Origin of the sequence: Phaeobacter italicus (assembly GCF_001258055.1) — a bacterium.
GTDB classification, from domain to species: Bacteria; Pseudomonadota; Alphaproteobacteria; order Rhodobacterales; family Rhodobacteraceae; genus Phaeobacter; species Phaeobacter italicus.
Window position 1 is genome coordinate 568,472 of record NZ_CVRM01000011.1, and the last position, 23,563, is coordinate 592,034.

At 59.4% G+C, this 23,563-nt stretch carries 24 protein-coding genes; 6 read left to right on the forward strand and 18 right to left on the reverse strand.

The genetic code is table 11. From position 1 onward, the window contains the following. Positions 1 to 69: 69 nt before the first annotated feature. The 12 genes from NIT7645_RS05945 to guaA form a co-directional block, all read right to left on the reverse strand. A complete protein-coding gene (locus NIT7645_RS05945) occupies positions 70 to 921 on the reverse strand; it encodes a glycosyltransferase family 25 protein (protein ID WP_008558750.1) in 852 nt (283 codons plus the stop codon). Positions 922 to 927: 6 nt separating this feature from the next. Next, positions 928 to 1,749, reverse strand: coding sequence for a class I SAM-dependent methyltransferase (locus NIT7645_RS05950; RefSeq protein WP_050686338.1), 822 nt, complete (start codon positions 1,747 to 1,749; stop codon positions 928 to 930). 113 nt (positions 1,750 to 1,862) lie between these two features. Beyond that, positions 1,863 to 2,480 carry a TetR/AcrR family transcriptional regulator gene (locus NIT7645_RS05955; RefSeq protein WP_008560159.1) on the reverse strand — a complete coding sequence of 206 codons (618 nt, stop codon included), beginning with the start codon at positions 2,478 to 2,480 and terminating at the stop codon, positions 1,863 to 1,865. Next, the gene (gene ppk2, locus NIT7645_RS05960; protein ID WP_008560418.1) at positions 2,473 to 3,342 is read right to left on the reverse strand and encodes a polyphosphate kinase 2; all 870 of its coding nucleotides are present in this window, start codon (positions 3,340 to 3,342) and stop codon (positions 2,473 to 2,475) included. The genes NIT7645_RS05955 and ppk2 overlap by 8 nt, the downstream gene beginning before the upstream one ends. Before the next feature lie 60 nt (positions 3,343 to 3,402). Next, positions 3,403 to 4,434 (reverse strand): alpha/beta fold hydrolase, encoded by a 1,032-nt coding sequence (locus NIT7645_RS05965; protein WP_050686340.1) that lies wholly within the window; start codon positions 4,432 to 4,434, stop codon positions 3,403 to 3,405. Continuing rightward, positions 4,385 to 5,302 carry a homoserine O-acetyltransferase MetA gene (gene metA, locus NIT7645_RS05970; RefSeq protein ID WP_008562987.1) on the reverse strand — a complete coding sequence of 306 codons (918 nt, stop codon included), beginning with the start codon at positions 5,300 to 5,302 and terminating at the stop codon, positions 4,385 to 4,387. The genes NIT7645_RS05965 and metA overlap by 50 nt, the downstream gene beginning before the upstream one ends. Before the next feature lie 56 nt (positions 5,303 to 5,358). Next, positions 5,359 to 6,231, reverse strand: a complete 873-nt coding sequence (locus NIT7645_RS05975) for a hypothetical protein (protein ID WP_008558961.1) — start codon at positions 6,229 to 6,231, stop codon at positions 5,359 to 5,361. 174 nt (positions 6,232 to 6,405) lie between these two features. Beyond that, positions 6,406 to 7,551: an OmpP1/FadL family transporter gene (locus tag NIT7645_RS05980; protein ID WP_008561143.1), complete on the reverse strand. Its 1,146-nt coding sequence runs from the start codon at positions 7,549 to 7,551 to the stop codon at positions 6,406 to 6,408. A 120-nt stretch (positions 7,552 to 7,671) separates the two neighbouring features. Beyond that, complete coding sequence (locus NIT7645_RS05985) at positions 7,672 to 8,574, reverse strand: DMT family transporter (RefSeq protein ID WP_008562689.1); 903 nt, start codon at positions 8,572 to 8,574, stop codon at positions 7,672 to 7,674. 142 nt (positions 8,575 to 8,716) lie between these two features. Further along, complete coding sequence (locus NIT7645_RS05990; RefSeq protein ID WP_207509028.1) at positions 8,717 to 9,487, reverse strand: TylF/MycF/NovP-related O-methyltransferase; 771 nt, start codon at positions 9,485 to 9,487, stop codon at positions 8,717 to 8,719. Next, a complete protein-coding gene (locus NIT7645_RS05995; RefSeq protein WP_008558902.1) occupies positions 9,480 to 10,178 on the reverse strand; it encodes a phytanoyl-CoA dioxygenase family protein in 699 nt (232 codons plus the stop codon). The genes NIT7645_RS05990 and NIT7645_RS05995 overlap by 8 nt, the downstream gene beginning before the upstream one ends. Before the next feature lie 217 nt (positions 10,179 to 10,395). Continuing rightward, the gene (guaA, locus tag NIT7645_RS06000) at positions 10,396 to 11,964 is read right to left on the reverse strand and encodes a glutamine-hydrolyzing GMP synthase (RefSeq protein ID WP_037302832.1); all 1,569 of its coding nucleotides are present in this window, start codon (positions 11,962 to 11,964) and stop codon (positions 10,396 to 10,398) included. A 264-nt stretch (positions 11,965 to 12,228) separates the two neighbouring features. Between guaA and NIT7645_RS06005 the strand changes: the two genes are divergently transcribed. Beyond that, complete coding sequence (locus NIT7645_RS06005; protein ID WP_008560992.1) at positions 12,229 to 13,782, forward strand: trimethylamine methyltransferase family protein; 1,554 nt, start codon at positions 12,229 to 12,231, stop codon at positions 13,780 to 13,782. A 130-nt stretch (positions 13,783 to 13,912) separates the two neighbouring features. On the opposite strand, the gene NIT7645_RS06010 is transcribed toward NIT7645_RS06005, so the two are convergent. Further along, on the reverse strand, positions 13,913 to 14,218 hold the full coding sequence (locus tag NIT7645_RS06010) for a DUF6477 family protein (protein WP_050686342.1): 306 nt from the start codon (positions 14,216 to 14,218) through the stop codon (positions 13,913 to 13,915). A gap of 238 nt (positions 14,219 to 14,456) precedes the next feature. Between NIT7645_RS06010 and NIT7645_RS06015 the strand changes: the two genes are divergently transcribed. Together NIT7645_RS06015 and NIT7645_RS06020 are read left to right on the forward strand one after the other, a co-directional pair. Further along, entirely contained in the window at positions 14,457 to 15,545 is a 1,089-nt protein-coding gene (locus tag NIT7645_RS06015; protein WP_050686344.1) for a DUF6456 domain-containing protein, read from the forward strand. 44 nt (positions 15,546 to 15,589) lie between these two features. Then, positions 15,590 to 16,522 carry a LysR substrate-binding domain-containing protein gene (locus NIT7645_RS06020; RefSeq protein ID WP_008560091.1) on the forward strand — a complete coding sequence of 311 codons (933 nt, stop codon included), beginning with the start codon at positions 15,590 to 15,592 and terminating at the stop codon, positions 16,520 to 16,522. Between the two features lie 138 nt (positions 16,523 to 16,660). On the opposite strand, the gene NIT7645_RS06025 is transcribed toward NIT7645_RS06020, so the two are convergent. Continuing rightward, positions 16,661 to 17,209, reverse strand: coding sequence for a peroxiredoxin (locus NIT7645_RS06025; RefSeq protein ID WP_037302831.1), 549 nt, complete (start codon positions 17,207 to 17,209; stop codon positions 16,661 to 16,663). A gap of 490 nt (positions 17,210 to 17,699) precedes the next feature. On the opposite strand from NIT7645_RS06025, the gene lipA reads away from it, so the two are divergent. Both lipA and NIT7645_RS06035 read left to right on the forward strand, forming a co-directional pair. Then, positions 17,700 to 18,650 carry a lipoyl synthase gene (lipA, locus tag NIT7645_RS06030; RefSeq protein ID WP_008561482.1) on the forward strand — a complete coding sequence of 317 codons (951 nt, stop codon included), beginning with the start codon at positions 17,700 to 17,702 and terminating at the stop codon, positions 18,648 to 18,650. Continuing rightward, a complete protein-coding gene (locus NIT7645_RS06035) occupies positions 18,647 to 19,792 on the forward strand; it encodes an amidohydrolase (protein ID WP_008561896.1) in 1,146 nt (381 codons plus the stop codon). The genes lipA and NIT7645_RS06035 overlap by 4 nt, the downstream gene beginning before the upstream one ends. Positions 19,793 to 19,856: 64 nt before the next feature. On the opposite strand, the gene NIT7645_RS06040 is transcribed toward NIT7645_RS06035, so the two are convergent. After that, positions 19,857 to 20,207, reverse strand: coding sequence for a hypothetical protein (locus NIT7645_RS06040; RefSeq protein ID WP_008559862.1), 351 nt, complete (start codon positions 20,205 to 20,207; stop codon positions 19,857 to 19,859). A 213-nt stretch (positions 20,208 to 20,420) separates the two neighbouring features. Next, positions 20,421 to 20,966, reverse strand: coding sequence for a hypoxanthine phosphoribosyltransferase (hpt, locus tag NIT7645_RS06045; RefSeq protein WP_008560618.1), 546 nt, complete (start codon positions 20,964 to 20,966; stop codon positions 20,421 to 20,423). Positions 20,967 to 21,039: 73 nt separating this feature from the next. On the opposite strand from hpt, the gene NIT7645_RS06050 reads away from it, so the two are divergent. Continuing rightward, positions 21,040 to 21,498: a type II toxin-antitoxin system RatA family toxin gene (locus NIT7645_RS06050; RefSeq protein ID WP_037302406.1), complete on the forward strand. Its 459-nt coding sequence runs from the start codon at positions 21,040 to 21,042 to the stop codon at positions 21,496 to 21,498. 107 nt (positions 21,499 to 21,605) lie between these two features. On the opposite strand, the gene NIT7645_RS06055 is transcribed toward NIT7645_RS06050, so the two are convergent. Together NIT7645_RS06055 and NIT7645_RS06065 are read right to left on the reverse strand one after the other, a co-directional pair. Continuing rightward, positions 21,606 to 22,787, reverse strand: a complete 1,182-nt coding sequence (locus tag NIT7645_RS06055) for an ammonium transporter (protein WP_008560905.1) — start codon at positions 22,785 to 22,787, stop codon at positions 21,606 to 21,608. 276 nt (positions 22,788 to 23,063) lie between these two features. Continuing rightward, positions 23,064 to 23,561 carry a CinA family protein gene (locus NIT7645_RS06065; protein ID WP_008559330.1) on the reverse strand — a complete coding sequence of 166 codons (498 nt, stop codon included), beginning with the start codon at positions 23,559 to 23,561 and terminating at the stop codon, positions 23,064 to 23,066. Between the last annotated feature and the right edge of the window lie 2 nt (positions 23,562 to 23,563).

Consider the following 23,563-nt stretch of genomic DNA (forward strand, 5'->3'; position numbering starts at 1 on the left):
ATCCCCAGCCATGTCGGCTGCTGGCGGGGTGAAAAAAACCGCCCAGATGGGCGGTTTTCTCTTATGGGATCAATCCCACCTGAGCTGTTTGTTTAAATCTGGACGACCCCACCGGTATTTGGACTGGTCCGCCTTCTTTATCTCAGCTGCGGCTTTCTTTCGGTGGCGCATCCGTAGGATCTCTTTGCGAAGACGATACAGCAGGGGACCGGAAAACTGACGGTCCTTGCGGGTTCTGACATCTGTCCGCTTGGTTGCCTTGAGGAAATCGGGAATGTCACGGCTCGAATCTGCGTAAGAGCCGAATTGGGCCTGAACAGCTGCGGCAGGCTCGATCTGATAAATCGGGTGGGTGTGCCCTCGGGCACCACGAGCGGCTGGATCTGGGTCGAACAGATAATCATCAACTGTCCGTTCAATGCGGGCCGTCGCTGCCATGTTGGCTGCTGTGTCAGGATCGACGACATATGCGGCCGCGCTTGGTGCCAGTGTTTTGATCTGGTTGAGCTGATATCCGCAATCTGTGGCGGTGCCCGCGCGGCGCAACATGGGGGTTGAAACGGCGTCCAGTCTGACAATTCCCTTCGGTGCGTTGGCCATCAACTCTGACGCGATCCGGCCAAAATCATCCGAAAACAGAAGATCATCCTCAAGCACCAGTCCAGGCTGGCCAGACGCAGCAATCCGCTTCCAACAGTCCATGTGACTGCGGAAGATTTCGATATCGCTTGCCGGGAGATCCCAGCGATCGCTCATCCAGCGGCCTGGGGTGAATTCCGCAGGAGGCGTCCAGTCTGGAGCCTTGATGTCCACGCAAAGGGCGCGTTGAACCTCAGTGCCTGGCAGCAGACGCGACAGTTCGCTCAGCATATGAGCGCGTCGATCCGGTGCCCGGTCAAGGTTGATCAGAAAAACGTTCATGTTGAGTCACCAGAACTTTGGAAAATCACGAACTGGCAGATCGTGACTGTTTGGCGCGTCAAGTGGGTGCGGATAAGGGGCAGGCGACAGCGGCTTGGCCTTTATCCGATCCTTCCGGATCAAAGTGAGTTCCAGCAGTGGTGGGATCTGACGACCAAGAATCGTTACAGGAGGCGTGACCGTATTTGGGTGAAGATGACAAATAACGTGATTCTCGCACAGCAAGTCCATGAAAGACGCCAGTTCCGACCGGCGTGATCCAAGCAACATCCTATCGATTTCGTGCAGCTCAATGGCGATGATCCGGAACCGATCCAGAAGAGCGCGCGGTGTCGCTGGCAGGACGCTGTATTCAAAGCCTTCGATGTCCATCTGCAGCAACAAATCACCCGAGGGAGATGTGCGGTTGACCCAAGAGTCAAACGACATGAAGGTCTCGGCCGGACCATTGCCGATCATCATCTTTTCAAAGTGCATATTGGGGGCAAGGTTACGGGGTTCTTCGACGGTTCCATCGGCCAGAAAACACTCGATACCCCGCGATGCGATTTCTAAGTCAAACCCAACGGTCTCATCCACACCGGGAGAGTAGAGCGCTTGGATGCCGTCAAAGTCGTCGGGAAGCAGATAGCCGCCATCGAGATCGCCGCCCACACGAACCAAAGGAAGGCCGCTCTCCCAAGGTGAGAACCGAGACATCAGGGTCTCAATTTCAGCCCGCTCGCCCGGTGTCAGCTTGGCTTCGATTGCCTTCGCGGTCTCGTTGGCGCGCTTCTCTCCCCGGAGAAACTTCCGCCGGTGGTTCCATTTCGACAGCAAGCTCTTCATCTTAGGCCTTGTTTTCTATGAGGTATGTCAGGTGCAAATGCTGGGCGTGGTTGATGCGTTGGTGGCGCGTGCCGGGCCCGTTTCGTCTGCCCTATCAGATGGCAGTAGCAGGTTCACCTGTCCGGTTCAATCAGGCCCAGTCCGCGCAGATAGATGCCGATGCCGCTCTCCAAAAGATCTTCGGGGGGGAAGGGGGAGGCGGCGCCGGGAGAGTTGCGCGCATATAGCTCGACCACCCCGTGGCTCATGGCCATGACATGTGCCGAAAACATCGATGCGGGTGGGCGTTTCTCGGCGGGGATGTGCTGGCTCAGATCAGAGGCCGCGCGCTCAAGGATGCCGCGCGCGCGGGCCGCGGCCTCGGCCAGCTCCGGGGTGCGGTTGACGGATATGCCGCTTTCAAACATTGCGATGTAATGGCCCGGATGTTTGCGTGCAAAGGCGAGATAGGCCCGCCCGGTTGCCTCAAATGCGGCCAGTGCAGAGGGCTGGTATTTGTCGTAGGCGTGCTGCATCAGATCGGCAAACATGATGTAACCCTGTCGGCCGGCTTCTGCGATCAGATCCTCACGCCCATCGAAATGGCGATAAACGGCAGCGGGCGTCACCCCGGCCTGTTTTGCGGCTTCCGACAGGGTAAAGCCCGTGGGGCCCTTTGCCTCGATTAGGTGGAGCGCGGCCTCGACCAGCGCCTGCCGGAGGTTGCCGTGATGATAGCCGCGTTTAGGCATTCCACAGATCCGGTCCGCCGCAGATGCCCGCGTCAATCGTGCCAAGCGCCTCGTGGTCTTTGTTGGCATAGTCGATGCGGCTCAGGACACTGCGGATGGCCGCGAGGCGGGCGCGGCGTTTGTCGTCAGAGCGGACAATGGTCCAGGGCGCATGGGGCGTATGGCTGCGGCTGAGTGTGTCGCCAATCGCGGCTGTGTATTCCTCCCAAAGGGACAGCCCCTTGACGTCAATGGAACTCAGCTTCCATTGCTTCAGCGGGTCGCGCTCGCGGGCAAGAAACCGGCGCAGCTGCTCTGCGCGACCCACATTCAGCCAGATCTTGAACAGCTGGATGCCATCCTCTGTCAGCGCCTCTTCAAAGCCGCCAACCTGATGAAAGAAGTGTTCTTTCTGGGCTTCGGTGCAAAAGCCGAAAACAGGTTCGACCACACCGCGATTGTACCAGCTGCGATCAAAGAACGTCAGCTCTCCGGCAGAGGGGAGATGGGCGATATAGCGCTGGAAATACCATTGGCTGCGCTCTTGCTCTGTGGGTTTGGACAGGGCCACGATCCGGGCGCCACGCGGGTTCAGGTTTTCGCGAAACCGCTTGATCGTGCCCCCTTTGCCAGCCGCGTCGCGCCCCTCAAACAGGATCGCAATCCGCGCACCGCTGTCGCGCACCCAGGACTGGAGCTTTACCAATTCGATCTGCAGCGCCTGCATCTGTTTTTCATACGCCTTGCGCCCCATCCGCTCGTCATAGGGATAGCTGGGGTCCAGAACGTCGTCCTTGTCGGCGGCGCCAATCGCGTCACGGATGTCCTGTGGCGCATCCTCTTCGTAAAAGCGGCTGATGGCACCGTCAAAGGGCAGGGGCATATGAAATTCCTTCTGTCTTCTAACCCTTATATGGGGCTTTGGCGCGAAATGTGAATCGTTTTAACGAAGACGTGCCTGCGCTGCTGCCCGCTCTGCGGCACGATCGACCGCGGCGGCGACGGCGTCGGTCGCGACCTGATGGGGCATATGGCCAATCCCATCCAGCACCGTGAGGTTGACCGCCTGCGCATCGCGTTCCAATTGCCGGGCGTGCAGATCAAGGCTGACAGTTGTGTCTGCGCTGCCGTGGACGGCCTCGATCGGGAGGCGGAGCGCTGGGTAACGGGGGGCCATTGCGGTGATTTCTGCCAGCAGGTTTGCCCGTTGCAGCGCATTGGCCCGCATGACAGAGCGGCGCAAGGTGAGCCCCGGGCCAAAGTGGTCGAAATAACCCTCTGGAACCGGCTGGGGTTCAAACACTTCGGTCAGGGTGTCGCGGATGGTCTGGCGCGGCACAAAGGCCGTCAGCAGGGGGACCACCAGCGCCTGACCCAAAGGCGACGATGTGATCTTGTAAAACCGGCTGAGGGGTGTGGGCCAGGGGTGGGATACCCCCCCGACAGTCACCAGCGCAGAGAGAGAGCCAGGCGCATCCAGCGCCCAGGCAAGCGCAACCCCGCCACCATAGCTCTGGCCCAGAACGATTGGCGCCCGCACGTCGAGTTGGGCAACGGCACCGCGGATCAGTCGGGCCTGTTCGGCCAGGCTCGCGCCGGTGTGGTCGGCCCGGCTGCTGTAGCCCAGGCCGGGGCGGTCAACGATCACGATGCGGTAGCGATCGCGCAGCGCCGGGGCGAGCCGGAAACTCATATCGCGGATATGGCCGCTGGCGCCGTGGATCAGGACCAGGTCAGGGGCAGGGGCGTCAGACGACCATCCGGCAGGCTGGCCCAAGTCCAGAACATGGACCTGTTCGCCTGTGACCTCCAGAAACTGGCCTTGCGGTGGGTAGTTTGCCACCGCCACCGCCTCGCGCACCGACGCCCGCCACAATGTGACGCCCGCACCCAGTGCGAGGACAAGTGATGTCGCCAGCACGGCCTTAGCGGCCGATCTCTGCCAGATCGAAGGGGGTCGACTGGTAGATGTCATTGATCCAGTTGCCATAAAGAAGATGGGCATGGCTGCGCCATCTGTTCTGGGGTTTGCGGCTCGGGTCGTCGTCAGGGTAGTAGTTGATCGGAACATTGATCGGCGTGCCGCTTTCGACATCACGATCATATTCCTGTTTCAACGTATCACTGTCGTATTCGAAGTGATTGAAAATATAGAGCGCACGATGACCCGGATCCTGCACCAGACAGGGGCCGACTTCGGGGCTGCCGAGAAGAGTGGTCAGACCGGGGCGCGCATCAATTTCATCCTGGCGGATTTCGGTCCAGCGCGAGACGGGGATCACACAGTCATCAGAGAACCCGCGCAGATAGGGGGATGCGGGGTCCATGTTCTGGTGACGGAAACAGCCGAATGCCTTGTGATCCAGCATGTGTTTTTTCACGCCGTGGAAGTAGTTGATCATCGCCATCCCACCCCAGCAGACGCCAAAGGTGGAGTGGACATTGGTCTGGGTCCAGTCAAAGACCTCGCGCAGTTCGTCCCAATAGGTCACATCGTCAAACGGCAGGTGCTCAATCGGGGCGCCGGTGATGATGAGCCCGTCAAATCGTTCGTCCTTGATCTCCTGAAACGGGCGGTAGAACTCTGCCATATGCTCGGCGGCAGTATTGCGGGTCTGATGTTCTGTCATGCGGATCAGTGACAGTTCAATCTGCAGCGGCGTTGCACCGATCAGGCGGGCAAACTGGTTTTCCGTCTGGATTTTCTTGGGCATCAGGTTCAGCAAACCGATGCGCAGGGGGCGGATGTCCTGACGTGCCGCCTGATCCGGCGACATGACCATCACGCCTTCGTTCGTGAGAACGTCATAGGCGGGCAGGTCAGCGGGGATCTTGATCGGCATGTCTTATCCTTTTTCGTCGTATGGCGGCCTCGTTCTGAGGTCCGGGATGGTGAGATCTAGAAGGCCTGTGCCCGAAGCTCAAGAGCGTTGGCGATCACGTCTGTGAAATCAGCCTCACTTCGAACCGAGGCAATCTGGTCGGCGGTGACCGTAACCCCCCAGTTTTTCGCCATCGCCTCATAGCGGGGCTGGCGGTGTGCCAGGGCCTGGGCATAGGTCCAGCGGATAAAGGTGTCGGGGTCGACCTGTTCCTCGGATAGGGCGTTTTCCTTTAGATACTCTTGCCAGACCCGCGCGAGAAAGGCCGGCTGATAGGCCATCGGCTTGGGGGCTCTGTCAAAGCGGCGGATCAATTCCTGGGTGTGGGCCTCGTCCCCTTTGATCCAGACCATCAGGGTCTGCTGCGACAGCTGCGTCAGCAGCGGATCGCTCGGATCGTCGGCCTCTACCCATTCGCAGATGCTGCCACCGGTGTCACAGATGAAGTTGGGATAATCGTAAAGCCGTTCGGCCCGGTCGATGAAATAGCCGGTGTCGCGCAGCGCATTCAGCTCGGCGGTGCGGAACTGGTCCTGACGGCGGGTATATTCCGCCATCGGCAGCCCGCCTTTGTCCGGGTTGCCGGGTTTGCCAAGATAAGAGGCAACGGGGGTGAGATTTTCGAAGCTGATGTTTGAGCCGATATAGATGGAATCCGACAGCAGCAGATCGCGCAGAAACGGGACTTTCATCGCCTCTGCCTTGGCATTGTCGGCGATGTATTCGCCCATGTAGCGGGTGCCGATGCGGTAATCGATCGAATAGTGAAACCAGCTCCCCGAACCCCGCAGGATGTTGGAGATATATGTTTTGCCCAGACCGGACATGCCAAAGAATAAAACCCGTTTCTGGGGCGCGTTGCGCCACTCTTCGGCAGAGGAATAAAGCATCTGAAATCCGGTCCCTTTTGGTTCTTTGCCTTGCTACTGACCAATGTCGCGTGGGTCAATCGCGACCAGATGTCCCGCGTTCGCCTGCCCAAGCTGCGGACAAATGAAAACCCCCGCATCACCGGGATGCGGGGGCTGTCTGGTTACCGCGCTGGGGCGCGGCCTGTCACGGGATCAGAAGCTGTAGCCGACTTTCACGCCAAAGCTGACCGCGTCATTGTCGCTGAAGTCTGCAACGCCAACGCCACCGGGCGCTGCGATTGCGTCACCCAGACGGGTGTAGCGGATGCCCGCAGAGATCTTCATCTTGTCCTGAGTGTACTGAACGCCCAGGCGGATCGCCTCGTAGCCGTGGGTCGGCGCGAGAGGGGACACCAGGTTGTCGCCGTCCACATCAGCGTAGATCACCGCGATAGAGGCAGACCAGTTCTCGTTGAACTTGCGGCCGACACCCAATGTGTAGGTGACGGAATCGTCAAGATCGATCAGATCGATGGAGCGGCTCGCTTGGGTGCTGAGGCCCGGCACGACGAGATCGGTGACGCTGTGCTCGGCCCAGCGAATGCCACCAAACAGCAGCGTGTCTTCGGCGATGCCGGTCTGAAGGTCCAGATTGACGGACTGCGGCGTCTTGGTCTTGGTCGAGGTTCCAACCGATGCGCCCGTTGCAAATGTTTCCGTCAGGCTGAAATCATGTTCGATTTCAGAGGAGTAGGTCAGAGCAGCGCGCAGCGCGATTTCGGGGATTTCATAAGCAACGCCTGCGACCCAGCCAAAGGCTCCGTCTTTGTTGACCCGCACGTTGTACTGGCTACCGATCGAGCTGTAGGCGCCACCTGCGAGGTTGATCGCACCGTCGATTTCCTGATAGCGGATCCCGCCGTGAACGCTGAAGTTGTCATTGAACTTGTAGCGCAGCAGAGCCGTGAGCGAGTTGGAATCTGCAACCGCCGTGGTACCGCCCAGCAGCGCAGAGCTGCCAACGGGGTAGTTCACGTCAACACCCCAGGGCTGGTCGAAGATCAGCGCAAAGGACAGCTGCTCGTTCAGGTCACGTTTGTAGCCTGCGCCAAACATGTTGAAACGGTCGCCAACATCACCGGTCGCAGAGCGGAACGGGTTGAGCGTGGTGCCCGCGGTGCTGGTGGCGCGGTCATTGCCCGAAAGGTCCACGGATGTGGTCGCGACGGAAAACTCCGCGTAGTTGCCCTCTTCAAAGATGATGCCGATGGGCTGGCCGGTGCGGTCCAGGCCGCTCGCCATGGCCGTGCCGGCGGAAACCAGCGCAAGAGCCGCTGATGTTGCAAGATAGCGTTTCATTGTTCCTCCCTGTCCAGGCCATATCTGCCTGGTTGTAACTAGCTTGGGACGCTAGCAAGGGCGTTTTTTTCGGTCAACGTTGACGCAGAGGCAATTAGCGGCAGGGTGCAAACCGCTCTGTCAGTGTGATTTTTTGGCGCCATTTGCACCCGACAACCGGCCGGCTGCATCGAGAATATTGATGTAGTTCGCCGCAAAGATCACGCAGGCACCAAGCAGGATCCACAGGTCAAGTGCCTCACCATAAAGGATCATTCCAAGGATCGCGATTGTTGGCAGGCGCGCAAAATCCACCGGAACAACAACCGTCGCAGGCGCAACAGATAGCGCGTTGGTCATGCAGAAATGTGCCGCCAGACCTGCACAGCCGATCACCAGCAGCCAAGGCGACGTTGCGGCATCAGGCAAAGCAATGTTGCCATCCCAGCCTGCCATTGCCCCCCCCATCACCAGTTGCATCAGCGTCAGCCACAGCAGGATAGAGGCAATCCCTTCATGGCGGGTCAGCCGCTTGGTAAAGATGATGGTCAGCGCAAAGAAGATTGCAGAACCCGCAGCGGTCACGATCCCTGCATTCAGGGTTTCCGGGCTGGGGCGGGCCACAATCAGGATCCCGATGAACCCAAGGGTCGCTGCCAGCACTTTCGGGCGCGTCATCCGCTCTCCCAGCAGAAGCGGAGACAGGATCAGCACCCAGAGGGGAGAGGTGAACTCCAGCGCAAAAACCTGCGCCAGCGGGATCAGCGTCACCGCAAAAAACCAGAGGTTCTGGCCAGTGAAATGAGCAGCATTGCGGATCAGATGCAGCCCCAGCCTGTCCCGGCGCACCTTGTGCCAGGATTGGCTGATCGTAAGGATCGCCACGACGATGACCAGCCCCACCAGACTGCGGTAGGTCATGATCTCAAACGTATCAAGCGTCAGCCCCGCTTCACGGCCTGCAATGGCCATGGACGAAAACGACACAATCGCCCCCACCATCCAAAGCGCGGCCTTGCCAATCTGCGCGTCCTGCTCTGCCATTGTGCCCCCGATCTTCTTTTAGCAGGAGAAAGGGGTAAAACCGATGTTGGGTCAATAGTTGCTGTCAGAAATGGGTAGCTGTGGCGTCTCTCGTGACGGTCTATGTGTGTCTACACGCAGCGATCAGGCAGAGGACGTCCGTTTATTCGATCACGGCATATGACACATAACTATCGAAACTGAAACGCTTTATCCGGATATTTTTTAGCCCGAGCACTTCATCCACCGCGCGAGTCTCACCTGGAAACATCTTTGCGTTCAGTTCATCAAAAACAATGACCGCACCTTTAGGCATTCGCGGAACAAAGGTTTCCAGTAGTACTTTGGTTGGCTCGTAAAGATCGACATCCAGATAAAGCAGACTCACAACCAAATGTGGGTTATCTTCAAGGTAGGCTGGCGCAGTCTCTGCAATGTCACCCTGAACCAACTCAACTTTCGGTATGTGATTTAGCGGGCGATTTAGATCGTAGGTGCGGACCGCCTCGTTCACCCGGTCTAATGGAGAGCCTTTGAGCTCGCCAACTTTGGTCAATGTGCCGTCGTTGCCACGCAAATCTTTGGCATCTACCGATGGAAATCCACCGAATGTATCAAAGCCGATTACCTTGCGGGTGTGGTTGGCTGGTTCCAGGATCGATGATAATTTTGCCCAAGCCATCGTCCCACCTCCGTGAAGCACCCCGCCCTCGACAATGGAGCCATTCACGTGAAGAACTTTCTGAAAAAGTTCATATTTTGTCAGGAACTTTGCAATGGACTGCCTTGAGGCGTATTTGGGAAATGCATCAAGGCGGTCAACAACGCTGTCGGTGTCCGAGAGAAATAGATTCTCCATAGCTGCAAATTGGTTCAAGTCGCCTGCTGATTGGTTGCGAGGTTCCCGGCTATGTTTCACCATGGTTTCAGACATTTATTGTTCCTTTCATCAACTTCGAATGCGATCCGGCGTTCGAGGATGAGTAACGTAGTTGAATTGAGTAGCGGATCTGATCTGAAATGTTCAAGTTTGATGAGTGGACCAGATATGAGCTGAAGAACAAGGCACCGCCGCGTTCCATTTCGACAATACTTATTGGCTGATCAAAGATCCCCGTCGGTAGTGATTTCTTGCCGACTTTATAGGTATGGGGGATGGGGCCTGTTTTATGGCTGGACGTCATTACCGAGAGCGCACCGGTATGTGCATACGTATCTTGCAACGGTATCCAGACCGTTAGCTCTTTTTTGTTTCCTTGTACGTAGAAGTCATCCTGATGCCAGAAAGCGAGCTCTTTGTTCTCAAAGGGAACGTCAATTCTAAGTGGAACCTTTCGGTACAACACAGGGGCGTCAAGGAAATCCTTAACCACTGCTGTGATCTTAGGATTGCGCCCGAGGTCAAGGATGGCCGGGTGGTCTCTGATCGAGTCGTAAACCAAGGTGACAACCTCTGGTTTCCGAATTGCAAATTCAACCCAGGCGCGATCCTGAATGGACTTCGCTTGGGGCAAATGCTCCCGAATTTTGTCCAGGATAAGTGTATCAATTGCCGATAAATCTTCAGGCGCAAGAAGACCCTTTGAAAGATGCCAGCCGTTGCGGTCATAATCCGTGTCGTTCACTCAATTAACCTTCCAGCTACACTGCTCCGCTTCGCACGACGCCGGAGACCCCAACGGCCTGAGTGGCCAAGATCCAAAGCGACTGCTCCGATTTTCTCCGAAGGTCGTAACTATTTTACTAATATCGAAGTGAATTTCATTCCATCGGCCCCGATAGGACCACCGGGGCTCCAAAGAAAAACCCCGGCCGCGGGGGCCGGGGTTTTGTAGGATCAGATCATTCCCACTCGATGGTGCCGGGAGGCTTCGAGGTGATGTCATAGGTGCAGCGGTTGATGCCTTTGACTTCGTTGATGATCCGGGTCGCGGTCTCGCCGAGGAACTCGTGGCTGAACGGGTAGTAATCCGCGGTCATGCCATCAACCGAGGTCACCGCGCGCAGCGCACAGGCATAATCATAGGTGCGCCCGTCGCCCATCACGCCAACGGTGCGAACCGGCAGGATGGCCACAAACGCCTGCCAGATTTCGTCGTAAAGACCGTGCTTGCGGATCTGGTCGATATAGATCGCATCCGCCTCGCGCAGGATCTCCAGCTTTTCGCGGGTGATCTCGCCGGGGCAGCGGATCGCCAGACCCGGTCCGGGGAAGGGGTGGCGGCCGATGAAGCTCTGGGGCAGACCCAATTCGCGGCCAAGCGCGCGGACCTCGTCCTTGAACAGCTCGCGCAGCGGCTCGACCAGTTTCAGACCCATCTTTTCCGGCAGGCCGCCCACGTTGTGGTGGGATTTGATGGTGACCGAAGGCCCGCCCGAGAAGGACACCGATTCAATCACATCGGGGTAAAGCGTGCCCTGCGCCAGGAACTCGGCACCCTCGATGGTGTCGGCGTGTTTCTGGAACACGTCGATGAACAGCTTGCCGATGATCTTGCGCTTGGTTTCCGGGTCCGACTGGCCATCCAGTTCACCCAGGAACAGGTCGCTTTCATCTGCGTGGATCAGCTGGATGTTGTAGTTGTCACGGAACATCGTGACGACCTCTTCGGCCTCGTTCTTGCGCAGAAGGCCGTGGTCGACGAACACACAGGTCAGCTGATCGCCAATCGCCTCGTGGATCAGGATCGCTGCAACCGAGCTGTCAACGCCGCCGGAGAGGCCGCAGATGACTTTCTTGTCGCCAACCTGATCGCGGATCGCCTGGATCGCCTGCTCGCGGTAGGCACCCATCGTCCAATCGCCGGTGAAGCCCGCGATTTTGACAAAGTTCTCATAGAGTTTCGCACCATTCGGGGTGTGATGCACTTCCGGGTGGAACTGAACTGCGTAGAAGTTGCGCGACACATCTGCGGTGATCGCAAAAGGCGCGTTGGGGGAGGTGCCATAGACCTCAAAGCCGGGTGCGATTTCACTGACGTGGTCGCCATGAGACATCCAGACCTGTTCGCGGTCGCTGTCATCTGCAAACCAGCCATCCAAAAGCGGCAGGCTGTCGACCGTGGGGGTGACATAGGCACGACCAAATTCAGCGGTGCCATGACCCGACAGCACTTTGCCGCCGAGCTGGTGCATCATCACCTGCTGGCCATAGCAGATCCCGAGGATCGGCACACCCAGATCAAAGATCTCCTGTGGCGCACGGGGGCTGCCCTCGCGGGTCACGCTGTCGGGGCCACCAGAAAAGATCACGGCTTTGGGCGCCATCTCGCGCACAAAGTCCATCGTGACATTCTGATAGGGGTGGATTTCGCAATAGACGTTCAGCTCGCGCAGACGGCGCGCAATCAGCTGCGTGACCTGGCTGCCAAAGTCGATGATGAGAAGGCGGTCGTGGGATGTCTCTGTCATGCACGCGCCATAGGGCAGCGGCGCGGATTTCGCAAGGTATTTTCGCGGTTGCGCGCCATGATCGCGGATCAATTCGACCGACCGCAGCACGGAACAGCAAGGGGGCCAGGTTTTGCGGCGCGATCCTGCGCGAACCTGTCGGAAATTGTGGGAAACCTGACCGAAATGTCGCTTTTCAACGCCAGAGGACGTAAATCTGCGGCGCTTGTTTGGCGTGGCGGGATAATCACCGATGCAACGAAATGCCTGTGGTGAGGAAAAACCATGACAGATGCAGCTTCTGCAGCCCCCCGTCGTCGCGCCCGTGGAGGCGGTGGTGCCGCGCGCCGCGCTGAGCGCACTGGCGTCAAGATCGAGACCGCAAAGTACATCGAGCGCAACATCCCGAACTTTGAAGTTCTGAGCGAGGAAGCGCTGCAGGTCATCGAGACCAACGCAGATATCATTCTGGAAGAAGTCGGCGTCAACTTTGTTGACAACCCGGCCGCATTGGAGCGCTGGCGCGCAGCAGGTGCAATAGTTGAAGGCGAACGCGTGCGCATCCCGCGTGGCCTGGCCCGCGAACTGTGCAAAACCGCCCCTTCCGAGTTCACCCAGCACGCCCGCAACCCCGAAAAATCGGTTGTGGTTGGCGGCAAGAACATGGTGCTGGCGCCTGTCTACGGCCCTCCGTTCGTGCGCGATGCCAAAGGTGGCCGCCGTTACGCGACGCTGGATGATTTCCAGAAGTTCGTGAAACTCGGCTATATGTCGAAGTGGTTGCACCACTCTGGTGGCACCGTTTGCGAGCCGACCGATGTGCCGGTGAACAAGCGTCACCTCGACATGCTGATGGCCCATATGACCCTGAGCGACAAGCCGTTCATGGGCTCTGTGACCGACCCGAGCCGCGCCAAGGATTCCGTCGAGATGTGCGAAATCCTGTTCGGCAAGGAATTCGTGCGCGACAACACGGTGATGACCTCGCTCATCAACATCAACTCGCCGATGACCTTTGATGATGTGATGATGGGCGCTCTGGAAGTCTATGCCGAGCACAATCAGGCCTGCATCATCTCGCCCTTCATCGTGGGCGGTGCAATGGCGCCGGTGTCGATTGCCGGCACCCTGACACAGGTTCTGGCCGAAGTTCTGGCCGGTGTGGCCTATAGCCAGCTGGTGCGTCCGGGTGCGCCGGTGATCTTTGGCGCGATGGTGACATCGATCGACATGAACTCTGGTGCGCCGACCTTTGGCACGCCCGAAACCTCGCATATCACCTATGGCGCAGGTCAGCTGGCACGTCGCATGAACCTGCCGTATCGTTCGGCCGGGTCTTTCTGTGGCTCCAAACTGCCGGATGCGCAGGCCGCCTATGAGACCGCGAACTCGCTGAACATGGGCCTTCTGTCCGGTGTGAACTTCCAGCTGCACTCTTGTGGTTGGCTCGAAGGTGGTCTTGTGGCCGACTTTGAAAAGTTCGTCATGGACGCCGATCAGCTGGGTGTGCTTCACGGGCTCGCCAAGGGCGTCGAGATCGACGAAAACGCGCAAGCAATGGATGCGATCCGCGAAGTGGGCCCCGGTGGTCACTATCTCGGCTGTGCCCACACTCAGGCGAACTTCAAGGATGCCTTCTGGAAGACAGAGCTTCTGGACTACAAGCCGTTTGAGACCTGGGAAGAAGAAGGCGCGCGCGACACCATCGCCCTGGCGAGCAACCGTGTTGAAACGCTGCTGAACGCCTATCAGGCGCCGGCCATCGATCCGGAGATCCTGGCCAAGCTCGAAGCCTATGTGGCCGAGAAGAAGGCCTCCATGCCGGACGCCTTTATCTAAGGCACGACAGCGCTGGCCGGATGTCTCCGGCTGGTGCGTCCTTGCAAACATGCGGCGGTCCTTAGGGCCGCCGTTTTTGTTTTGCCGTGGCGGGATTTCCTGTTCGGAAGTCAGGGAAAATCTGGCCTCATCAGTCGCTTTGCGCATCAGCCGTCCCGATTTTGCGGAGATTTTCAGCCTCTCCCATCAGGGCGATCAGCACGCCGATATGGGAGCGTGCCGAATAGGCCGGATCCTTGCCGCAGCGCAGGTGATTGCATTGGCGTTCCAGATCCAGCAGCAGCACGGCAGCCGCTGCTGGGCGAGGCAGCGGATTTGCCCCCAAAATAGGGCCAAGATGGCGATCGCGGTGATAGTGGCAAAGCCCTGCTTTGGCGGCCTGGACCAGCAGGCGGGGGCGTGACAGCTGGCTCAATTGGGTCAGAACATCTTGCATTTTCCTCTCCTCTCTCAGGCTGAATTTGGCCGATCCTACCACAACCAAAGCGGGTGTTGCGGCGGTGGTCCGTTTGGCGAACGCACTGTTGAATATTGATTGAGACAAATTTGAAAATAATGATGACCTACCTGGGACTGTTGTTTGAAATCAGGTCAGTAGGTGAAAGGAGGGTGGTGGATATACGCAGGAGACCGCTGGGAGGATGGTCCCGTCTGTTCAAAAGTGGGGTGAGAAAATGCAAACTATGGATGTGTCGAATCTGCCAGAGTGGGTGCCCGACGAGGCGACCCGCTATCTTGAACACACGCTCGCGGGCCGCTCTATCCGGCTGCTGGCCAAACAGGCGGGTTGCCACCCGTCAACAATCCTCCGTCAGGTGCGGCGCATTGAACGGCGACGCGAAGATCCGCTGGTGGACGGTGCGCTCAGCAATCTTGCCGCCCAGCACTATGGGTCAGAGACCCCGACAGCAGAGCGGACGGGGCCACACCCCCTGTCGGCGCGGGCGCTGGCCTTTGGGGCAGCACTTGGAAGTGAGGAGGCGTTTGAGCTGGAAGTGGTGGAAACACTGACCTGTCTCAGCCCCAAGGGTGCGGTGCTGGCGGTTGCGGATGGCATGGACAAGGCCGTGGTCGTGCGTGACATGGCGGCGATCACCGAACAGGGAGGCGAAGCGCGCTTGGTGGTGGAGCGGACCCTGGCCGAGGCGCTGGCTCTGCGAAACTGGATCGCCTGCCCATGCCGCGGTCGGATCAGCCGCTACCGGATCACGCAGGAGGGACGCAATGCGCTGAGCCGGATCGTGGCCGGCTGCGAAAACCGGGCGCGCGCGCAACGCGACAGTGCCGTCAATGCCAGCCGCGCTGCAGCCCGCCTGCGCAAACGTCGCCGCCGGGTGCGCTATGGCTTGGCGGAAACCCCGTTGCACATGCTGGCCCGCCGCCTTGATGAAAAGGGCGCCCCTTTTCTGACACCGGATCTGGTCCGCGCGGGAGAGCGGTTTCGCGAAGATTTCGAACTGGCCGAGGTCGCCGAACATCTGGGTGAGCGTGTGAGTGCACCCATCGGGATCGGCCACAACCGGCGCGGACCGGGGCAGGCGGCGGTTGCAGCAAAGGAGCGGGCCGCACAGGCGATGTCAGCGCTTGGGGAGGGGCTGAGTGACATCGTGGTGCGCTGCTGTTGCCAGTTGGAGGGGCTGGAGGCGGCAGAACGGCAACTGGGCTGGTCGGCGCGCTCGGGCAAGGTGGTGCTGCGGATCGCTTTGCAACAGCTAAGGCTGCACTACGACAGGCAGCAAACCCCGGATGAGCTGATCGGCTGATAATTCAGGGTTGTTGGTGGGGTTGTTTGTGATAACTCACGCCTATGAACTTTACGCTTCGTCAGCTCAGCTATTTCAAGTCCCTCAGCCAGCACCGCAATTTCGGGCGTGCGGCTGAGGCATCGCATGTGTCGCAACCTGCCTTGTCCGTGCAAATCCGAAGTCTGGAAGAGGCGATGGGGGGTGCGCTTGTGGAACGCAGGGCGCGGGACGTTATCCTGACGCCTCTTGGCCGACAGGTTCTGGAGATGGCCGATACCGTGCTGGACGCGGCCCGCAGTCTGGACCGCTTGGCGCGAGATCAGGGGGTGGGGCAGCGCAGCCTTGCGCTGGGGGTGATCCCGACGCTGGCGCCCTATCTGCTGCCCGGAACGCTTGCCAATCTGCGGGCGCGCGATGTGCAGCTGACGGTGCAGGTGCGCGAAGCACGCACCGAACGGTTGCTGTCGCTGTTGCAGGCGGGAGAGTTGGACGCCGCGATCCTTGCGCTGCCCAGTGGCGCGGCAGACCTGGTGGAGGTGGAGCTGTTCACCGACCGGTTCCTGCTGGCCGGTTCCGCCGGGCGGTTGGCGCAGATGGAGGCAGGCAAGGCCCAGCTGCGGCCCAGTGATCTGCGCACCGAACAGCTGATGCTGCTGGAGGATGGTCATTGTTTGACCGATCAGGCGCTGGAGGTCTGCGGCATGCAGCGTGCGGCGCCGGGCATCAACATGGGGGCAGGGTCGCTGGGGACGTTGTCTCGACTGGTGGCTGCAGGCTTTGGTCTGACGCTGATGCCAGAACTGGCCGTGCGGGCCGAATGCGAGGCCGCCCAAGGGCTTGCGGTTCAACGGTTTCCAAATCCGGAACCGTTTCGCCGGATCGGACTGGTGCGCCGCCGCTCAAGCAGTGGCGGCGAGTGGTTCGATCAGCTGGCGGATGTGGTGCGGGATGTGGGGGAAGCCATCGTACAGGACAGCCGCAAAGTGGCAAGCTGACAGGGCCGAGCTGACAGGGCCAATCCGACAGGGCCATGCGGATGGGGCCGAGCTGATGGGCACGCAATGAAAAACGGGCGCTGATCGCACAGCGCCCGCTTTCCGTAGTGATTGCAGGCCATCTGGCCCAAGAAACGCTTAGGCTGCGACTTCTGCCTTGGCTTCTTTCAGGTGCTTCAGCACGTTTTCCGGGGAGGACACGCCATAGGGGTCTTCGCCGTGGTTGTCGCACAGGCCCGGCTCTTCGAACCATGCTTCGACAACGCCGTCGTTGACGATGGCAGCATAGCGCCAGGAGCGGTTGCCAAAGCCCAGGTTGTCCTTGGCGACCAGCATGCCGATGCGGCGGGTGAACTCACCAGAGCCATCCGGGATCACCTGCACGTTTTCCAGGTTCTGTGCGCGCGCCCAGGCGTTCATCACAAAGCTGTCGTTGACGGACATGCAGTAAACCGCGTCGATGCCTTCTGCGGTGAAATCGCCATAGCCTTTTTCAAAGCCGGGCAGCTGGTAGGTGGAGCAGGTCGGGGTGAAAGCGCCCGGCAGCGAGAACAGAACCACGCGTTTGCCAGCAAAATAGTCGGCAGTGGTCTTGTCTTCCCAGCGGAACGGGTTGTCGCCGCCGATGGACTCGTCACGTACACGGGTGCGGAAGGTAACGTCGGGCAGTTTTACGCCAGCTTTCATCATCAAGCTCCTTCAAATCAGATGGGTTTGGCCCGGACTTATAATAGTTCTAAATCGCCCGCAACGGGATAATCGCCGCATCTGCACGGTATTGCGGATTGCGGCTATCCTTATGTTGCAGTTTGTAAATTCCCCAGGATGAGATGCCGTTTTTCTGCGCGCGCGTGACGCGGCTTGGGCACGTATTTTGCAATGCGGCAATAGCGGGCGGCTATGCGACTCGTCTCGTGTTTTGTCGCACCTGTTGCCCCAAGCGCGCGCCAAAACCGCCAGGCCCTGCGCAGATCTGTGGGCTGGACTGCGACGCAAGGCAGCAATGCAGGTCATGCACGGCTGCTATGCGGAAAGGTTTTGCAAACGGAAACAGGAGGTTACAGGCACTGCATCGGGCGGTTAGTTTTGTGAAACCTTGTGCACAAGACTGGTCGTGTCAACAACGAGCGTCTATGTTACCAATCAGCCAAGAAAACATGCCGCAAGGGAACATCCCGTGAGAGACCTAAAAATCCCCGAGCAACGCCACCCGGAAAAGGCCCATCGCCCTGACAATGCTCAGCCGAAAAAGCCAAGCTGGATCCGCGTCAAGGCGCCAGGGGGCAAAGGCTATGCTGAAACGCATAAGATCATGCGCGAAAATAACCTCGTCACCGTCTGTGAAGAGGCAGGCTGCCCCAACGTTGGTGAATGTTGGAGCCAGGGCCACGCAACCATGATGATCATGGGCGAGATTTGTACCCGCGGGTGCACCTTCTGCAACATTGCGACCGGTCGTCCCGACACGCTGGACGCATTTGAACCGGGTCGTGTGGCCCATGCGGTGCAGAAACTGGGGTTGAACCATGTCGTCATCACCTCGGTCGACCGTGACGATCTTGAAGATGGTGGTGCTGACCATTTTGCACAGACCATCCGGGCCGTGCGTCACCGCAGCCCCTCTACCACAATCGAGATCCTGACACCCGATTTCCTGAAATGCGCGCCTGAGGTGCTGGAAACCGTGGTCGAGGCAAAGCCCGATGTGTTTAACCACAACCTGGAAACCGTGCCGGGGCTATACCCCGGTGTGCGTCCCGGTGCGCGGTATTTCCACTCTCTTCGTCTGTTGCAGCGGGTCAAGGAACTGGATCCGTCGATCTTTACCAAATCGGGCATCATGGTTGGCCTTGGCGAAAATGCGCAGGAGGTGAAGCAGGTGATGGATGACATGCGCGCAGCGGATGTCGATTTCCTGACCATTGGCCAATACCTGCAGCCGACACCGAAACACCACGCAGTGGATCGGTTCGTGACGCCAGAGGAGTTCGCGGCCTATGAAAAAGCCGCCTATGGCAAGGGCTTCCTCATGGTTTCGGCGACGCCGCTCACACGCTCGTCCTACCATGCGGGCGATGACTTTGCCCGCCTGCGCGAGGCCCGCAACAACAAGCTCGGCCTGGCATGACGCCGGACCGTCTGGCGCAGCTGACCGGGCTGCGCCATGCTCTGCACCAGATCCCGGAGGTGTCGGGGGCAGAGGAAAAGACCGCCGCCTATATCACCACCTATCTGCGCGCGTTTGCGCCAGATCGCCTGCTGACCGGGCTTGGCGGTCATGGTGTGGCTGCGGTCTATGATGGCGCGGCAGACGGGCCGACGGTCATGATCCGGTGCGAGCTGGATGGCCTGCCGATCGAGGAGCTGTCCGATCAGCCCTATCAGTCGACCCATGCAGGGCGTGGGCATCTGTGCGGGCATGATGGCCATATGACCATGGTTGCCGCCTTGGCAGAAGATCTGGCAGCAGAACGTCCAGCGCGGGGCCGTGTTGTGCTGATGTTCCAGCCGGCCGAAGAAACCGGCAAGGGCGCACCCGCGATTGTTGCGGATCCGGCCTTTGGCGAGATTGCACCGGATTATGCGTTTTCCCTTCATAATCTTCCGGGCCTGGCAGTTGGCCAGATTGCCCTGTGCAGCGGGCCTGCCAATTGCGCGTCGCGCGGGATGCGGATCCGGCTGAGCGGTCGCACTTCTCATGCTGCTGCACCTCAGGACGGCGTGTCGCCCGCCGGTGCGATGGCGCAGCTGTTGCCGGGGCTGGTGGCGCTTGGCGGTGGGACGGACCTTGGACCTGACTACGCGCTTGTGACGCTGACCCACGCGCGCCTGGGAGAGGCCACATTCGGGATCGCCCCCGGTGAGGGAGAGGTCTGGGCGACGCTGCGAACGGTCAATGACACCCGCATGGCGCAGCTGATCGAAGAGGCCACGGCCCTGGTCGGCAAGGTCTGCGCAGAGCAGGGTCTTGGTCATGAGATCAGTTTTGATGATGTGTTTGAGGCCTGCACCAACAACCCTGAGGCCGTTGCCGTGTTGCAGAAAGCCTGCGAACGGGTCGGGCTGGGGGTCGCGATGCAGGATCGCCCACAGCGCTGGTCCGAGGACTTTGGCCAGTTCGGCAAGGGGGCGAAGGCCGCGATGTTCTGGCTGGGCGCGGGCGAGGATCAGCCACAATTGCACAACCCTGATTATGATTTCCCGGATGCGGCCATCCCCGTTGGGGCTGGCCTGTTCCGGGCGGTTGTGTCAGAGCTTCTAGACGGCTGATTTTCTGAAAATTCATTTTTAACAGGCTCTTGGCAGGGCCTGCTAATGTTCGCGGATGCGCGTGTCAGTTGGTCAGCGCATCAACCAGGGCGACGGCACCTACAATGGCGAGCGTGTCACGCACCACCTCGTAGATGCGGTCATCCTTGCGCACGTAACGATGGCCCGGCTCTGGCGGGGCGAGCCCCCAGCGGGCGTAATCGTCGATGTAAACATAGTCACCGCTGATCCGCTCTGTCCCCTTGTGCCGCTTCTTATACTGCTTTTTGATCTGGCCGGGGGCGTGTTGTGCGGCGCTGTTGTTGTGGCCGGGCGCCCATTTCGGCGGAGCCGCGTTGACGGCGGTCGGGGCAAGGGCGGGCGTCAGTGTCAGGGCTGCCGCGGTTGCTGCGGCGGCAAAATGCTTCATGGACATTGCGGATCTCCTTGTGATCTCTGCGTTTGGACATCACATGGGGGTGTCTGCTGTGAATGGCAAATTGCCTGCGCTGCTTTGTGCTGATGAGGGGCGGCGGATCGGCGAGCGGTTGCCGGTTCCCGTGCGCAAGAAAAAAAGGCGCGGACTGTGCGCGCCTTTCAACAATCAGCAGTGCCGGGGGGCTTTGACAGACCGCCACGGCGGCCGGTCTCAGCCTTCGTCGGTAAAGCGGACCTTGCCGATAAAGGGTAGGTTGCGGTTGCGTTGAGCGTAGTCGATTCCGTAACCCACCACAAATTCGTCAGGGATCTCAAAGCCGATCCAGTCGGAGCGGAAATCAACCTCGCGGCGCGACGGTTTGTCCAGCAATGCGATCGATTTCAGGCGCGCGGGCTGGCGGCTGCGCAAAAGCTGTGTGACGTGGTTCAGTGTGTGGCCGGTATCGACAATATCCTCAACGACCAACACGTCACGCCCTTCAATTGCGCCGCGCAAGTCCTTGAGAATGCGCACTTCTCGACTGCTTTCCATGGCATCACCGTAAGAAGACGCCTCAAGAAAGTCGACTTCGATCGGCAGATCCAACTCGCGCACGAGATCGGCGATAAAGACGAAACTGCCGCGCAAAAGACCAACAACAACCAGCTTGTCGGTGCCTTTGAATTCACGTTTGATTTCGGCGCTGAGCTCTTCGATCCGCGCTGCAATGGCTTTGGCTGAGATCATCACATCGATGACATATGGCCGCTGTGTCATGGGTGCCCCCTTGAAATTCCCGCGCGTTCATATGACATGACGCCCGACGATCATAGCAGGAAATTTGCCACAGATGCCTACCCATTCAGAAACCCGGCCAATGCCTTACACCGCGCAGCAGATGTATGATCTGGTTGCTGATGTGGCTGAGTACCCGAAGTTTCTGCCCTGGTGCGCTGCCGCACGGATCCGCAGCCGGACCCCGCTGGCCGGTGGTGCGGGGGATGCGGAGGTTATGGAGGCGGATCTGGTTATCTCCTTCAAGGTGTTTCGCGAACGGTTCGGCAGCAGGGTGACGCTGTTTCCGGGCGAAAAGAAGATCGACACAGAATATCTGGATGGACCGTTTCGATACATGAAATCGAACTGGGCCTTTGCCGATCGTGAAGATGGCGGCTGTGATGTGTCGTTCTTTGTGGATTTTGAATTCAAGAACGCAGTGCTGCAGGGCATCATTGGTGTGGTGTTCAACGAGGCGATGCAGCGGATCGTGCGCGCCTTTGAGCGGCGCGCGGCCGAGCTATACGGGTAATGATCTGCGTGCACTGAAATGTGCGTCGTAATCCGTTGATTCCATAAGGGAATGCAAAAAAAACGGGCCCGCAGTGCAGGCCCGTTTCTTGTTTGTGATACTGTGATTTAGCTGGTCATGTCATAGGCGCGTTCACCGTGGACAGAGATATCCAGACCGTTTGTCTCTGTCTCCAGATCCACGCGCAGCGGTGTGATGGCAGCCACCAGTTTGACCAGCACCACGGTCACGACCGCCGTGAAGATCCCCACCACCGCAAGACCGCCCAGCTGGGCAATCCAGGTGCCCTGACCAAAGACCGCGATCATGATGGTGCCGAAGATGCCGCCAACACCATGCACCGCAAAAACATCAAGCGTATCGTCGATCTTCAGGAGGTTGCGGACCAGGTTCACAGCCTCCTGGCAGAGGATGCCTGCAACCGCGCCGATCACCAGCGCCTCAACCGGGCCAACAAAGCCGGAAGCCGGCGTGATAGAGGCAAGACCCGCAATGGTACCGGTGACCAGGCCCACCATCGATGCCTTGCCGTATTTGATCTTTTCCCACAGCGCCCAGGTCAGAGAGGCGGTCGCCGCTGAGATATGGGTGACGGTCAGCGCCATTGCGGCCCCGCCATCTGCCGCCAGTTGCGAGCCACCGTTAAAGCCGAACCAGCCCACCCACAGCATGGCCGCGCCAATAAAGACGTAGCCGGGATTATGGGGTGGTGTGGTGCGGTTTTTGCGCGGGCCGAGGAAGACGGCGATGATCAACGCTGCGAGACCTGCGGTTTCATGCACCACGATACCCCCGGCAAAGTCGCGCACGCCGATTTCGCCAAAGATGCCGCCATCGGCCATCATGCCGCCGCCCCAGATCCAGTGGACGACAGGCGCGTAGCACAGCAGCATCCAGAGACCGGAGAACACCAGCACGAAGCCAAAGCCCACACGTTCGACATAGGCGCCGACGATCAGCGCAGGGGTGATGATCGCAAATGTCATCTGAAAGGCAAAGAACAGCACTTCGGGCAGGGTGCCAGACAGGCTGTCGGCGGTGACACCGGTCAGGAACATCTTGTCCAGACCGCCCCAGATGCCGGAGGTGCCGCTTCCGAAGGCGATGGAGTAGCCGAAGGCGAGCCACAGAACGCTCATCAAACAGGCAATGGCGTAGCACTGCATAAAGACGCTGAGTACATTTCGGGCACGTACCAGTCCGCCATAAAACAGGGCGAGCCCCGGCAGTGTCATGAAGAGGACCAGGGCCGTGGCCACGATGATCCATGCTGTATCGGCTGCGTTCATCCGCTTTTCCTTCCGCGCGTCTCGCTGGGTTGATCGAACTGCGGACGTTCAAACCGGATGCAGGGCGTTGAAAAAAGCGGCAGCTGCGATTTGGTCGCCTGAAAAACAGGCTTTTGTTAAAATGCCCGGAAATTGGGCGCAAACCGGGTGCGGGTGCACAAAATGCAGTCCGGATTGGAATTGCGCCGATTGGGCTGTCGTTTGCGGCAGGCGTCGGGGCGCAAATGGTGACGATTGCGGCTGTTGCGCCTTTGCGTCTTGCCGGTTGTGGTGGGGTCAGCCCGCTCGGGTGAGGGCCGAGAGGACCAGCGCCAGCGCGTGGTCACGGGTCGCTGCACGCACGCCAGCGCGGCCAAGCGCGCCAAACTCGACTGTCTCGACCAGAGTATCCTGCCCGCGTTGGGCAAGGCCAAAGCAGACCCGCCCCTCTGGCTTATGCTCTGACCCGCCGGGGCCTGCGATCCCGGTTACAGCGACTGCAAGGGTGGTGCCAGCACGGCTCAGCGCGCCTTCGGCCATCTGGACCGCGACCTCTTCGCTGACGGCGCCCACCGCCTCCAGCGTGGCAGAGGACACGCCCAGCATGTCCATCTTGGCCTGATTGGAATAGGTGACATACCCCCGGTCCACCACAGCGGAGGAGCCCGCAACATCGGTCAGTGCCGCTGAAATCATGCCGGCGGTACAGCTTTCGGCGGTGGCAATGGTGACGCCTTCTGTATTGGCGCGCTGGATGATGTCGATGGCCAGCGGTGAGATCTCGGCGTCACGCATGT